Below are 14,490 nucleotides of genomic sequence, written 5' to 3'. Positions count from 1 at the left end.
GGTTCAAAAGCTTATTCCTATTCCTATATTCATTTCCCACCAGTCCGCAGCAATCGTTGTGACACCGGCGGACAGCATCAGCATACGCCAACGATACATGGCTCCCAGTTCGGCAGAGAGTCCTTCCACTGAACGGGGTGCATGGCGCAGATAGGTATCTTCGATGGTCTGCCACACCAACGTACGCTTGCCGTATCCCAAACCTTCATACAGGTAAAAGGTCCCGAACAGGCGGTGCATGGCTCCGGCAGTCAAGAGCCAGCGGGCATCTTCCGTACGTCCGGTATAATAAGGGAGGAAACCGTCTGCCGTATAGCCCTCGTCGTCACATGTACCGACCGTAGAGGGGAGAGACGTAAAATTAGTTTGTCCATAGACATAGGCACCGTGCCTGCGCATCACTCCCAACCGCAATCCCGCAGAGACTCCGTCACTGATGCCTGTACCAACCAATGCTACCATCCTCCAGGGTTCTTTCGCCCGGCGTGCTTTCCAGCTGACCGGTTCCGGTTGTGGAATATCCGACGCCACTCTCCATACAGCTACGGGGTGCATTTCAGGAAAAGGAACACCCCATCCATCGGCATCCGGCAAGGGTTCTGCAAGCACCAGCTCATAGGTCAACCGCGATTCTGCCGCAGGGTCCAGACGATAGTCGCGCAGGACGCCCCATCGGGGATGTTTCACCGTGAGCAAACGGGTCCCGTGAGGCACATAGAGCCAGACCTCCCCCACCTCATCGACCCGCTTTACGATGCCCAGTGGTGTAGAGAATGCGAAATCCTTGCTGCCCACCACCTTGATGAGTGCGCAAGCCTCTCCGTTCAGGTCGCGCACGGGATGGATGTAGGCAGAGATGTCGTTCGGCATCACCCGGAAACGTGCCACTCCAAACTTCTGTGCCGCCATCGTGAGGCAACACAAGCAGGCTGCGAGATAAATCATCAGACGTTTCATCCTCATTGCAAATTAAAGTTACGTATGTCGAGTATCTCGTCCTCAGGCAACGGGGTATGTCCGTCCGGGAAAGCGGGCTGCCACGTGCGCACATGGATCTGTGGCATGGCTGGGTTGCGGAAGTCCCATAACAGGAACAGATAGCCGTCATCGGAATAGAGGTCCGAACGGTAGGCCTGGCGCAGACTGACGCCATAGATTCCTTCGGCCGTCGGATGACGCATAATCTTGAAGCCACTGAACTGCAAGTCTATATGTTTGTTGGCACGGAACAGTTCCTTGAGTCGTCCGAGATACTCCTGTTTACTCTTGATGTTATAGACCACCTGACGGGGAGACAGATAGCCTTCAGACTCCTGGGAGGAAGCGCGGATGACCGTCCCGACGACAATCAGGGCACGTTCACTGAACAGCTGCTCCAGGAAATCAACGTCCTTGGTCGTATAAGCCGTACGCAGATGCTCCACATAGTTCAGGATGATGCGGCGGCGTTCGGCATCGTCTTCCTCCAACCTGCCGGATACTACTTTCACGGCTTCCGCATAGAAGGGGTTGTCCTTACCGACGGTCCTCCAATCGGGGGCGGTGCGGTGTGTCACACGGACGGGTACTTCCCGTTCCGGCTTCAACGGTTCGTCGGCCTTCTTCACGGAATCCTTCTCCATAACCTTGTCCGCGGCATGAGACGTTGCTTTCTCGCTACGCACGAAGACCTGCGGTACTAGCCTCAACGCCACCGGGTCACAGGCAATGGAGTCCACCCAGCCGACTGCTGCGGTATGACCATCTGCATTCAGCAGGGCCATCCTGCCCGCCTTCCGCACGACAAGGGCATCCGAAGGCAGAAACGGGGAGACAGCCTCATAGCGTGCCGGGGACAGCGGATTCCCTTCGGCATCGGCCAGCTGCCACTGTCCGGCACGGCACAGTGCCATGCGGTCTTTCCCGGACAGATAAATATCGGTATACACGGACGCCACCACCGACCGTCCCTGTCGGTCAATCACTCCACGTCCCTGCTCCGACTGCACCACGGCTCGACCGTTCCGGAAAGAGAAAGCCTCTACGATGGTGTCGGACAGGAACAGGGCATCGCGTCCCTTCCGGTCCATATAGACACAGCGTCCGCTATCCAGCTCACGGCAGTTCAACAGCCCGTCGCTGTAGCGTACGCCCAACAACCGGGAAGAGGTTCCGGGCAGGGTTGCCACCTCTCCGTTCTCATCAATGAAGGCATAGCCCATCCGTCCGTCAGCATCCAGGCGTCCCACGAGAGCGACACCGTCGGCAAAGTCGGCGGCATAATCATACACTGCGGGGAGGACAAGCCGTCCCTGCAAATCCATGTAACCATAATGTCCTGTGTCCGTATAGACCAAGGCACGGGCACACGAGAAGTTATGCATCATCCGGACGGAGTTATCCACGACGGCAACCGTCTCTCCATCACGGTCCAGCAAGACAAAGGGCATGTCCGGGGAATGCTGCGCCACAGTGACCCGGTCGAAGAAGTATCCTATCCGATAGTAGCCGCCGGTGTGGCTCAACGGACGGTCCGGCTGTTCCAGTCCGTAAAGGTGTACCCGACCGTCCGTATCTGTCGCCGTGAACCGTCCGTTGACTACGGCAGACGGTGCCTGCCTCCACGTTCCGGAAGGAGCAGCCACAGTGCCGTCGGTGGTCAGCAGCCCCCATGCAGTCGTGTCCTCCTCACAATAGGGCAATGCATCCACTGTTTCCTGCGGCTTGTGTACACACCCGAACAGGAGCCATAAGACAATTCCCAACCATCCGATATTTCTCAAACTACGGTTCATCAGTTTCCTTATTCTTAATCTGTTGCCCGATGGACGACTTACTTTCCAAACAGCAGCTTGCGGTCGCGCTCGATGGCAGGCCCGGTCCATGCCTCTGGAATAAACTTCCATTGGTTCAGCGGCTTCGGGCTGACGGTTCCCTGCCGTTCGATGTATTTCATAAGGTAATAGCGTAAATCCTTCGGTGTAATCTCCACGATGCGTGTCGCCAGTTCCTCCTTCGGTATGCCTGCGCCGATGGTGAGCAGCTCTCCTCCCCCATTGCCCCGGTACGAATTGATGGCAACCCGGTAGGTGGCCGCCGTGTCAAAAGGACGTCCGTCTGCCATCGAAGTGATGGTAATCTTCTCGCCTTGTGGACGGGTGACATCCACCGTATAGCAGATGCCGGCAGCCGAATCAAAGTTGAAGGCAAAATTCCGGAAGCCGTAACGTGTTCCCGCATTATCCAGCGGAGCCAGCAGCATGATGTGGTCGGCAGGGGTCTGCATCCGGTTGGTCCACAAGGTATAGGAATACTCCAGGTAGTCTTTCACCTCCCGTCCGGTGAGAAGCATCGTATAGAGCATGTTCTCGTAACGGTATAGATTAAACATGTCGCGCATGTAAACGTCCCCGGCACGGATAATCGCGTCATAGGACAGCGGGGCACAGAAAGAGATGTCGGCATGTGTCAGCTCCAGCTGCATGCGGTGAATGAAATCGATGAAAGCGGACGGCCCGAAGTAGGCAGGCTCTGTCTTCAGTGTCTCCGCCACGGTTCCTATCCGTCGGGAGACAAAGGCTTTCACCGTTTCGTAGGCATCGGCAAAATGCTGCATGAACGCCTCACTGACGCCGTAGAATCCCGTGCGGGTCAGCTTGGCACTAACCTTCTTGTACACCACGCGGTCTTCCAGTTTCGACACCCGTATGTCCACTTCTCCCACCATCACGCCGTTGTGGGCAGGATTGACAATCCACACGGGACGCCCTTCCGTATTGGTCACCGTGTCGCAGAAACGGCGATGGTCATGGCCGATGAGAATGGCATCGAATCCCGGCACATTGCGGGCAATGTCGAGCGTGGCGTCTTCGTTGTAGAAATCAATCTGACGCACCGACTCCCTGCCGGCATGGAACACGCCGACGAGGACATCCGGCTTCTCGCGTTCGAGAATGTAAGGCACCCACTGACGGGCACATTCCTCCATGTCCTCAAAATGCAGGCCACTCCACAGATTCTCGGGTAGCCACATGGGAATGGCAGGCGTAATCATACCAAACACGGCGATGCGGACCCCGGCACGTTCAAGCATGACATACGGCGTCAGATAAGGCTTCCCAGTGCGTACATCGATGACGTTGGCTCCCAGGATAGGGAAACGGCAGTCACGTACCCAACGGTCGTAGACAGCATGTCCACCTTCGATGTCATGGTTTCCCATGTTGCCCACATCACAGTGCAGGTAGTTGAGCATGGAGGCCGCCAGATGTTCCGACTGCGTATCGACAAAGTCATAGTAGTAGGCAGTAGGCTGTCCTTGAAGAATGTCTCCGTTATCGATATACACCAGGCGATCGCCCCACTTCTCCCTCAACTTCTCCAGCAACGCGCATACTCTCGCCAGGCTCCCTTCCGACGGTTGGTCGGTAACGAAGTTGTAGGGGAAGAAGTTCCCGTGTATGTCGCTCGTCTCAATGAGTTTCAGATGGATTTCTTTCGTCTTCAAGATGCAGCGTGTAAGGTTGGTTAATAGGTGGTGGAACGGTGCGTAGCTTTCCACCAGGCGGTGTTGGTCTTGGCTACAGCCTCCGAACTGGTGCTCGGGTCCGAAATGGTCAGCCCTGAGAAGGAATGGATAGGCCGTACGTTCGGTTGCGAAAGGGTGGTATAATATTCGTCAGTGTGCACCGAATAGATAACCGTCCGTGCCAGCTGTTCCTCAAAAAGCTCCTGCAAGTGCTCTCCCCGGTTCAACGTGGAGACATAATCGCCCATATCGTAAAAGATGGTTGGACTATAGCCGTCGAGCCTTTGAAGATAACCTAGCAGAGAGGTGTCAAACGTATACCGGGCATTGATTTCATTCATCACTTCAGCCAGGGCATCCAGCTGGGAACAGTCAATGACCGAAAGTGTGCCATAAGGCAGATTGTAGGCAGAATAGAACTCATAGAAGTGGTCGCAAATCGCCTGATAATCGGGTGTTCCCAACAGGTAAGCTCCTATTCGGGCATACGGAAGACCGTAAGCCATCATCTCGCATGTGGAAGCAATGAGATGACCGGTCACGTGACGCAAATCGTATGCTACCTCCACGGATGCCATGTAACAATCGTCAAACAGGATAAACTCCATGGTCATGCCGGCATTGGCAATGCCGTCTGCCAACGCCGTGACATCCGTCTGATAAGCTTTCTCCGTACCGCCGAAGAAACGCGTCAGGGGAGCACCGTCCACATCCCAATGGTATTTGAAGGGAACCAACGAACGTGCCCGGCTGTTGTATACCGGGATCCAGCCCATGCCGTGACAACCGATGGTCATGGCATACGTCCGGGCGGGCGCAAAGGACTTGACATCGTTCAGAATGCCCGTAATACCCTGCGATGTGGTAAAAGCAGGATCCGTATAACGTTTCAGGATGTTGTGCTCGCACTTGCCTTTCTTGCATACAATCTCATACAGCTCGGCCTCATCCGGAGCCGTCGAAAAGAAGACTATCACATGTTCATTCTCCAGCCCACGCTGGCTGATAGCTTGCTCCATATCGGAGATATTTGTCCGGAAATAACCGGTCAGGTTATTCGACCAGGGGAAATACATGAAGAGAGTCTTCTCGGCGAGCCGATCCGTGTCCACCTTATCATCACAGCCTGAAACCGACAGTCCGATAATTACAATCAGGCCGAAAGCCAGACAATTTATCAGTCTACGAAATACCATATATTCAGTTTTTTGTTTTGAACGGCCAAAGATAAGAAAAATACGCCACACCCCATGCAAAGCCCGGGCATCTCTTGGTGACTTTCTCCATCTTCGGGTTCAGACAGACGGGTGAAAGCCGGAAGATTTTCGCAACTTACCTTCCTGCAAGGGGAGCGCTTTGCGGAGATTCATATAACTTTGCGTGAATTTACCGAAGAAACAAACGACAAACTATGGACAACGAGAAAAGACTTTGGTTCGTCTTCTTCAACGACCAGCTGCTGCTGGAGAAGAAAGACGGCAAACTGACAATACCTTATCAAAACGAGCCTCCAACTCCGGTGGCTGCATGGACGCACATCCACGAACTTTCGATGTTCGACGGCGAAACCTTCAACGCGTATGCCCTCCCGTCACCGGTTCTCGAAAACGAGCGGTTCATCATGATGGGGCTGCGGGCCTCGTTTGAGGTGCTGCTCCCCAGCCAATACCAGAAAGCTGGAAAGGCTCAGGAACTGATTTACTGGGACAGAAATTCCCGCTTCTGCCCGTCATGCGGCATGCCAATGGACTGGCATACCAACATCAGCAAATGCTGCTCGGGCTGTGGTAAGGAGATATGGCCGACGGTGTCGACCGCCATCATTGTCCTGATAACCCGGGGTGACGAAGCACTCATGGTGCATGCCCGCAACTTCAAGGGGGACTACTACGGACTGGTGGCAGGTTTTGTGGAAACCGGAGAGACGCTGGAAGAGTGCGTGGAACGGGAAGTCATGGAGGAAACGGGTCTGCGTATCCGCAATATCCGCTATTTTGCGAGCCAAGCGTGGCCCTACCCCTTCGGGCTGATGGTGGGTTTCACGGCTGAATATGAAAGCGGAACCATCAAGTTGCAGGATTCCGAGCTCAGCGCCGGGGACTTCTTTCACAAAGACCATTTGCCCAACATCCCCGGCAAGGTGAGTCTTGCCCGTAAGTTGATTGACCACTGGATTGGCAAATGATAAAAAAAAATAGTCTACCGGGGACAGCCGTACAGAACGAGAACCTGAGCTGATGGGAGTTCTGTACGGCTGCCCGGTGGACTATTTTAATCTTGACAAGACAGTTTCAGGGATTCATGCCTTTTTCCGGAAGCGATTGCAGATACTTGCGCTCAGGAAACCAACACAGAAGATGAGCAAGGTGCCAAAGACGATGGCAAGGTTGTCATGCACCAGCGGGCTGATGGTAATCCATGCCACGAGGATGACGCCACAGACGACACCCAGGATGGCATCGAAATTGCGGACAAACTTCCGCGAGAGATACCCCAGCAGGAACAGTCCGAGCATACCGCCACTGAAGATGGATGACAACATCCACCAGGCATCCAGCGCACTGTTGACATTCAGGAAAGCGATGGCGACGAGGATGCCGAGCACACCTATCGCCAGGCTGCCTATCTTCAGAACCAGCAGTTGTTCCTTATCGGAAGCCTGCTTGCGAAAACGCTTGTAATAGTCGGTCAGGATGATGGTCGACGAACTGGTCACGCTGGTTGCCACCGTACTCATTCCGGCAGCAAAAATGGAGGCAATGAGCAGTCCCGTCACTCCCACCGGCAATTCCTGAACAATAAAAAAGGGGAACACGTAATCCGCCTTTGCCTGGATGTCCGCCGGAAGCAAATCGGGGTATACCTTATAATACGCATAGAGCGCCGTACCAATCAGAAAGAAGATGGCAGAAACGGGGATGAACAGGTAACCTCCGAAGAGTGCCGAGAACTTGGCTTCACGCTCACTCTTGGCTGTATGATAGCGCTGCACGTAGTTCTGGTCGATACCGTAGTTCTGCAGGTTGATAAAGATGCCGTAAATCAGGCATACCCAGAATGTGGAGGAACTGATGTCCAGCGAGAGGTCGCCCAGATAGAACTTGTTGTCCTGTGCAGCAATCTCAAAGGTCTGCATCGGACCTTCCGGCATCTTGAACAGGAGGACAGCCAGACACACCAAAGCACCACCAATCAGGATGAAACCCTGAATGGCTTCCGTCCATATCACCCCTTTCATGCCTCCCATCATCGAGTAGATGATAATGGCAATGCTGGTCACGATGATGACCAACTGAATGTTCCACCCCATCAGGCTGTTCATCGGCAGAGCCAGCAGGAACAGGATGGCTCCCATACGCGCTATCTGGGTCAGGAGGTAACACATCGAGGCATAGAGCCGCGCCCACACTCCGAAACGCTCTTCCAAGAAGCTGTAGGCTGACACACTCCCGATGTTCCGATAGAAAGGGACGAAATATTTTGCGGCAAAATAGGATGCCACAGGGATGGAAATGCTGAACACAAAGGCATTCCAATCGCCGGCAAACGCTTTTCCGGGATACCCCAGGTAGCTGATGCTACTCACGTATGTGGCAAAGATGGACATGCCGACCACCCATCCGGGCAGGCTGCGTCCGGCAGAAGTAAATTCATCCGAAGAGGTCTTCTTCTTGAAGAAGGAACATCCCAGCAGCATCACGCCACCGGTAAACACGAGGAATACAATCAGGTCTATAATATGCATATTGTTCGGGAAGTTTAAAGGTTACAGGGGCAATGCTTCCAAAGCCATACGGACGCGCTCACGCTCAGGTGCATTGAATTTGTGGAAGGGAGCTGCCACGAAGTCGTCGCAGATGCCCAATATGGACAGGGCGCATTTCAACCCTTTCAGGTAACTTGACCCGTGCTGTCCGATGGTGTAGATGGTGGAGCTGATCTGCATGATGATGGGTTGCAGGCGCTTCAACGTCTCCAGGTCACCGGCTTTTGCGGCATTGTACATGTCCACATAGAGTTTGGGGAACATGTTGGCTCCACCATTGATACCTCCATGAGCACCCATCAGCACACATTCCGCTGTCATCTCTTCCGGACCGACGAGCATGGCAAAATCAGGACGTTCCTTCATCATGTGCATGACCGACTGGAAGTAGACTCCATTTGCCGAACTGTCCTTGAAACCGATAACACGGGGATTCTGTGCGATGCGGTGTACCGTGACGGGCGCAAAGCTGACCTTCACATGCGAAGGCATATTATAAAGGAATACGGGAAGAGGCAGCTGCGGAACCAGGTCTTCATAGAACTCCGCCAACTCCGGTTGCCCGGGTGCAAAATAGTAAGGCGGAGCCGACACGACTGCGGCTGCCCCACAGTCCGCTGCAATCTTCGCCATGCGGATACTCTCGACGATGGAGGTGTCGGTGATGCACACCAGGACAGGCAACCGTCCGTTGTTGATACGACAGGTCTCGCGAATCATGGCGTGGCGCAGGTGATAGCTCAGGCTCTGCTCTTCCCCGGTGGTCCCGAGAATAAACAATCCGTGCACACCTCCGGCAATGAGGTGTTCGATCAAACGTTCCAGACCGGCAATGTCCAACGTGTCGTTGCTTTTCAACGGAGTGACCAAGGGTGGGATAATACCACTAAGAGGGCTTTTCAAAAGGTTTTCCATAATGTTACAATTTAAAATTAAGGTCGAACATAAGTTTATGTCTACAAATCTATAAAATATCTGTAAAACGGACGTCCTGACCGTCATATTTCTTTAAATTTGCCTTGATTTTTACTTAACACCCAATCATTATGAACCACAAACACTTCCCCACCCTGCTCGGCACGGTCTGCTTTGCCGTAGGGCTGTTCGCCGCCTCTCCGACGGTGCTCCTTGCCCAGGTAAAGACCGACGGCATCCCGACACGGGATCAGGTAGGCGCACTCAATCTGCCTGCCGACATCGCCCCCATCGAGGCTCCGTTTGACATGCCCCAACTCACTCGTCCGCAATTCAAGGCCGACACCCTCTCGATTACCCAAACCGGTGCCAAGGAAGGCAAGATGGCAACACGTGCCATCCAGAAGGCCATCGACCGCATGAACCGCCAGGGAGGCGGTACGGTCCTCGTGCCTGCCGGCGTATGGAACACCGGTCGCATCGAACTGAAAAGCAATGTCAACCTCCACCTGACAGAAGGTGCCGAACTGCACTTCAGCGGCAACATCAAGGACTACCAACCTGCCGTCTTCACCCGCAACGAAGGGGTGGAACTTTATTCACTCGGAGCCTTGGTGTATGCCAACGGACAACGCAACATCGCCCTGACCGGCAAAGGGAAACTGGTAGGTCCGCCACAGGACTGCGAAATCCAGCAACGCCAGATGCGCGGAGGAGTCATCGAGACTTACATTGATGTCAACACACCGATCGAAAAACGTATCTACGACGGGAAGAGAGGCAAGTCGGTATTCCTTCCCATGTTCGTATCACCGACCAATTGCCGGAACGTACTCATCGAAGGAGTATCGTTGGAAAGTACACCATTCTGGAACGTAGTGCCTGTCTATTGCGACAGCGTCATCATCCGGGGCATCACCGTACACTCCGTAGGTATACCTCGTGGCGACGGCATCGACATCGAATCCACCCGGAACGTACTCATCGAATACAGCACACTGAGCTGTGGCGACGACTGCTTCACCATGAAGGCAGGACGCTGTGAGGACGGTCTGCGCGTGAACAAGCCCTCGGAAAACATTGTCGTGCGCCATTGCCTGGCGGAAAAGGGACATGGAGGCATCACTTGCGGCAGCGAGACGGCCGGCATGATACGCAACCTCTATGTACACGACTGCGTGTTCGACGGGACCGGGACAGGACTTCGCTTCAAGACCCGCCGTAACCGTGGCGGTGGCGGTGAGAACCTGACCTACGAACGCATCCGCATGCGTCTCAGCGGACAACCTTTCGTCTGGGATATGCTGGGCAGCAAAACATTCGTAGGCGATCTTGCCATCCGTCTGCCGGCACGCGACATCACTCCACTCACCCCCTCGTTCAGAAACATCACGGCACGCGACATCATCGTGGAGTCGGGCACACAGTTCATCAAGGCACAAGGCATCCCCGAGACACCGGTGGAGAATGTACGGATTGAGAATGTCACCGCCCGGACCGACAAACTCATGCTCTTCCAGGATGTCAACGGAATGACGTTGAAGAATGTCAGCATCGAGTGTCCCGACTCGCTCATCAAGTTGGTCGACGGACGCGGCATCCGCTTTGAGCAGGTACACTTCATCCTGCCGGAGGGGAAAGTTTCATTGGAGAAGGAAGGAGAGCTCAGCCGTGACCCGGAATTCATCCGCTGCCTGATGCGCCCTCAGAAGTGACGGAAGGGCAAGTTATGTGAGTCCTGTTTATAGGTTTTCGGAATTTATTGTTACTTTTGCCCAACCGATAAAACGGCAAAATGAACATTTACTCTAAATCCAACTAACTGAAGATTATGAAGAGACTAGCATTTTTAATGGCATTGGGAATTCTCGCATCGTGCGGGAACAAGCCGGCAGAACAGACCGAACGGAAAACATTGGGAGAATCAACCTTCCCCGGCGACTTCGTAACAGAAGAGTATGCACAACGTGCCGAAGGTTATGACTGGACAGCCGTCAGCATCACAGCTGCTTCGGATACGACAGCCCACATCAGCATCCGTTCGAGAGCCGACGTGAAGAACCCGACCTGTACATTCGACGGCGACGGTACCCTGACGCACAATGGCGACACCCTGGTCGTAGCCAAAGAGGGCAGTCACATCTTCTTCACCCTCCGTGGAGACACCTTGTCCATTTCATCGGACGACCCAAGCCTGCTCTACTACTACTGTTCCGGTGGAGCGACCTTGCAGGGTGACTACCTCAAACTGCATGAGGCACTCGACAAGAGCCAGCTCACTCCGGCTGAGCCTCAGCCCGAGCCCTAACCGGTAACAATGACAGACGACAAACCTTCAAACAAAGAAAGAGGAGAGGACATTTCCACATAAGGGATACGTTCTCTCCTCTTTCCATATCCGGAACACCTGCAAAAGCAGCTGTTCCTTAGTCTTTGTTATCTTTCAGCTTTTGGAAAATCAGCCCTTCCAGCTCTTCTGCCAATTCGGGATTGTCGGCAATGCACTGTTTGGCAGCATCGCGTCCTTGTCCCAACTTGGTGTCATTGTAGCTGTACCATGAACCGCTCTTCTTGATGATGCCCATGTCGGTACCCAGGTCGACAATCTCCCCGGTGCGAGATATCCCTTCCCCGAACATGATATCGAACTCCGCTCTGCGGAAGGGAGGAGCCACCTTGTTCTTCACCACCTTCACACGGGTCTGCTTTCCGATGACCTCCTCACCGTCTTTGATGGGCTGCCCCGGACGGATGTCCAGACGCACCGAAGCATAGAACTTCAAGGCATTACCACCCGTAGTCGTCTCCGGATTGCCAAACATGACACCGATCTTCTCACGCAACTGGTTGATGAAAATGCAAGTGGTGTTGGTCTTGCTGATGGTCGACGTCAGCTTACGCAGTGCCTGTGACATCAGACGTGCCTGCAACCCGACCTTATTCTCACCCATGTCACCCTCCAACTCGGCTTTCGGAGTCAAAGCCGCTACCGAGTCGATGACAATGATATCAATAGCCGATGAACGGATCAGCTGTTCGGCAATCTCCAGTGCCTGCTCTCCGCTGTCGGGCTGGGAAATCCACAAATTGTCAATGTCGACACCCAACTTGGCCGCATAGAAACGGTCGAACGCATGTTCCGCATCGATGAAAGCAGCGATGCCGCCACGCTTCTGTGCCTCAGCAATGGCATGAATGGCAAGTGTTGTCTTACCGGACGATTCCGGACCGAAGATTTCGATGATTCTCCCCTTCGGATATCCACCGACGCCCAATGCGGCATTCAACCCGATGGAACCGGTCGGGATGACCTCTACCTCCTGTACGATCTCGTCACCCAGTTTCATGATAGAGCCTTTACCGAAGTTCTTCTCTATCTTATCCATGGCAGCTTGCAAGGCTTTCATCTTGTCGCTGCCTTCAAACTCCAGTTCTCCATTATCCTTTTTAGCCATATCACTCTTGTTTATTTCAGAATCTGTTGCGCATGCTCCTTGGTCTTCACCTCCTTGGGAGTGATGATACGCTCGATGATTCCTTCTTCGTTAATAATAAATGTCGTACGGAACGTTCCCATATAGGCACGTCCATACATCTTCTTCTCACCCCACACGCCGAATTGCTCCACCAGCTTCTTGTCGGTATCTGCAATCAACGTAAAGGGCAGATTGTTTTTGGCAATGAACTTCTGATGGGAAGCCGCACTGTCCACACTGACACCAATCACTTCATAACCGGCTTTACGAAGGTCTTCATACCCATCACGCAAGCTGCATGCCTGTGCCGTGCAACCCGAAGTGTTATCCTTCGGATAGAAATAGAGCACCACTTTCTTGCCCTTATAGACACTCAGACGCACTTCTTCACCGTTCTCATTCAACCCCAGGACCTCCGGGGCCTTATCTCCTACATTCATCATATCAAGCGAATAAATTAAGGATGAAGGACGAGACTTCCCCCCTCCCTCATCCGAAGGTTATTTTTTTAAAGTTCCAAATCGCCATCAAACACTTCGTGCCAGGGCAATCCCTGTTTGTTCAGCTGCTCCATGAAGGGATCCGGGTCAAACTCTTCCACGTTGAAGACACCCGGCTTTTTCCACAACCCTTTGAGGAACATCATGGCACCAATCATCGCAGGCACACCGGTCGTGTAGCTGACGCCTTGCATACCGGTCTCCAGGTAAGCGGCATGGTGGCTGCAATTGTTATATACATAATAGGTACGTTCCTTGTCGTCCTTCAGACCACGGATGCGGCATCCGATGGATGTCTCACCATCGTAGTTCTCACCCAAATCCTGCGGATTGGGAAGAACGGCCTTCAGGAATTGCAGCGGCACGATTTTCACTCCGTTGTAGTCCACCTCATCGATGCGTGCCATACCGATGTTCTGAATGACCCGCAGGTGAGTCAGATACTCCTGTCCGAATGTCATCCAGAAACGTGCACGCTTGATGGTCGGGTAGTTCTTCACCAGCGACTCCAGCTCCTCATGGTAAAGCAGGTAGGAATCTCTCGGGCCGATGTTCGGATAAGTCAGCGACTTATGGATTTCCAACGGCTGGGTGGTCACCCACTTGCCATTTTCATAGTAGCGTCCGTTCTGCGTGATTTCGCGGATGTTGATTTCCGGATTGAAGTTGGTGGCAAAAGCCTTGTGGTGGTTTCCGGCGTTGCAGTCCACGATATCGAGATACTGGATCTCGTCAAAATGGTGCTTGGCTGCATAAGCCGTATAAATGCCACTCACTCCCGGGTCAAAGCCACAACCCAGGATGGCTGTCAGACCGGCCTCCTCAAAACGCTGCTTGTAAGCCCACTGCCAGCTGTATTCGAAATGTGCCACATCCTTCGGCTCATAGTTGGCAGTGTCCAGGTAATTCACACCTGCCTTCAGACAGGCTTCCATAATGGTCAGGTCCTGATACGGAAGTGCCACATTGATGACAATCTCCGGCTTGAACTCATTGAACAAAGCCACCAGTTCGTCTACATTGTCGGCATCCACCTGCGCAGTCTTGATGTTCGGATTACCGATAGCCTTCACAATATTGTCACACTTCGCCTTCGTACGGCTTGCAATCATCACGTCTGTAAACACGTCAGGATTCTGTGCTACTTTGTGCGCCACAACGGTTCCAACACCACCTGCGCCAATAATTAAAACTCTACCCATTCTGTTTTTATCTAATTTTAAAATGTTATTGATTATTCTCTGATTGGGTGCCAGCGCGACAGTCTGCTTCCGCCCAGGCGACGGAAACAAATGCACTCCCGTGCTAACGTCGACAAAAATAATA

The 14,490-nt window shown here is 53.4% G+C and carries 12 protein-coding genes; 3 read left to right on the top strand and 9 right to left on the bottom strand.

The features are described from left to right. Window positions 1–3: 3 nt before the first annotated feature. Genes C8275_RS09025 through C8275_RS09010 form a run of 4 tightly spaced genes read right to left on the bottom strand, consistent with a single transcriptional unit; the run spans window position 4 to window position 5,703 of the window. Window positions 4–963 carry a hypothetical protein gene (locus C8275_RS09025; RefSeq protein ID WP_157948233.1) on the bottom strand — a complete coding sequence of 320 codons (960 nt, stop codon included), beginning with the start codon at window positions 961–963 and terminating at the stop codon, window positions 4–6. Next, window positions 960–2,774, bottom strand: coding sequence for a WG repeat-containing protein (locus tag C8275_RS09020; RefSeq protein WP_157948231.1), 1,815 nt, complete (start codon window positions 2,772–2,774; stop codon window positions 960–962). Before C8275_RS09020 ends, C8275_RS09025 begins: the two co-directional genes overlap by 4 nt. Window positions 2,775–2,812: 38 nt before the next feature. Continuing rightward, window positions 2,813–4,486: a bifunctional UDP-sugar hydrolase/5'-nucleotidase gene (locus C8275_RS09015; RefSeq protein WP_234395736.1), complete on the bottom strand. Its 1,674-nt coding sequence runs from the start codon at window positions 4,484–4,486 to the stop codon at window positions 2,813–2,815. Window positions 4,487–4,506: 20 nt separating this feature from the next. Then, window positions 4,507–5,703, bottom strand: a complete 1,197-nt coding sequence (locus C8275_RS09010; protein WP_022384604.1) for a clostripain-related cysteine peptidase — start codon at window positions 5,701–5,703, stop codon at window positions 4,507–4,509. Between the two features lie 215 nt (window positions 5,704–5,918). On the opposite strand from C8275_RS09010, the gene nudC reads away from it, so the two are divergent. Then, on the top strand, window positions 5,919–6,692 hold the full coding sequence (gene nudC, locus C8275_RS09005) for an NAD(+) diphosphatase (protein WP_106484885.1): 774 nt from the start codon (window positions 5,919–5,921) through the stop codon (window positions 6,690–6,692). 114 nt (window positions 6,693–6,806) lie between these two features. Here nudC and C8275_RS09000 read toward each other — a convergent pair whose 3' ends face one another. Both C8275_RS09000 and C8275_RS08995 read right to left on the bottom strand, forming a co-directional pair. After that, window positions 6,807–8,252 carry a sodium:solute symporter gene (locus C8275_RS09000; RefSeq protein WP_022384606.1) on the bottom strand — a complete coding sequence of 482 codons (1,446 nt, stop codon included), beginning with the start codon at window positions 8,250–8,252 and terminating at the stop codon, window positions 6,807–6,809. 21 nt (window positions 8,253–8,273) lie between these two features. Further along, complete coding sequence (locus C8275_RS08995; RefSeq protein WP_022384607.1) at window positions 8,274–9,188, bottom strand: dihydrodipicolinate synthase family protein; 915 nt, start codon at window positions 9,186–9,188, stop codon at window positions 8,274–8,276. Between the two features lie 131 nt (window positions 9,189–9,319). Here C8275_RS08995 and C8275_RS08990 point away from each other — a divergent pair, with 131 nt between their 5' ends. Next, complete coding sequence (locus tag C8275_RS08990) at window positions 9,320–10,903, top strand: glycoside hydrolase family 28 protein (protein WP_106484884.1); 1,584 nt, start codon at window positions 9,320–9,322, stop codon at window positions 10,901–10,903. Window positions 10,904–11,019: 116 nt separating this feature from the next. Next, entirely contained in the window at window positions 11,020–11,496 is a 477-nt protein-coding gene (locus C8275_RS08985; protein WP_157948229.1) for a hypothetical protein, read from the top strand. 118 nt (window positions 11,497–11,614) lie between these two features. Here the strand turns inward: C8275_RS08985 and recA are convergent, their stop codons facing one another. The 3 genes from recA to C8275_RS08970 all read right to left on the bottom strand — a co-directional run bounded on the left by recA (window position 11,615) and on the right by C8275_RS08970 (window position 14,366). Then, on the bottom strand, window positions 11,615–12,643 hold the full coding sequence (recA, locus tag C8275_RS08980; protein ID WP_106484882.1) for a recombinase RecA: 1,029 nt from the start codon (window positions 12,641–12,643) through the stop codon (window positions 11,615–11,617). 11 nt (window positions 12,644–12,654) lie between these two features. Beyond that, window positions 12,655–13,107 (bottom strand): thioredoxin-dependent thiol peroxidase, encoded by a 453-nt coding sequence (gene bcp / locus C8275_RS08975; protein WP_106484881.1) that lies wholly within the window; start codon window positions 13,105–13,107, stop codon window positions 12,655–12,657. Between the two features lie 65 nt (window positions 13,108–13,172). Then, a complete protein-coding gene (locus tag C8275_RS08970; RefSeq protein ID WP_106484880.1) occupies window positions 13,173–14,366 on the bottom strand; it encodes a saccharopine dehydrogenase family protein in 1,194 nt (397 codons plus the stop codon). Window positions 14,367–14,490: the final 124 nt, after the last annotated feature.

Source organism: Bacteroides sp. Marseille-P3684, from assembly GCF_900291465.1.
Taxonomy (GTDB): Bacteria; Bacteroidota; Bacteroidia; order Bacteroidales; family Bacteroidaceae; genus Phocaeicola_A.
The sequence above is the reverse complement of the archived record's forward strand: the minus strand, read 5'-3'. Positions and strand labels throughout refer to the sequence as shown.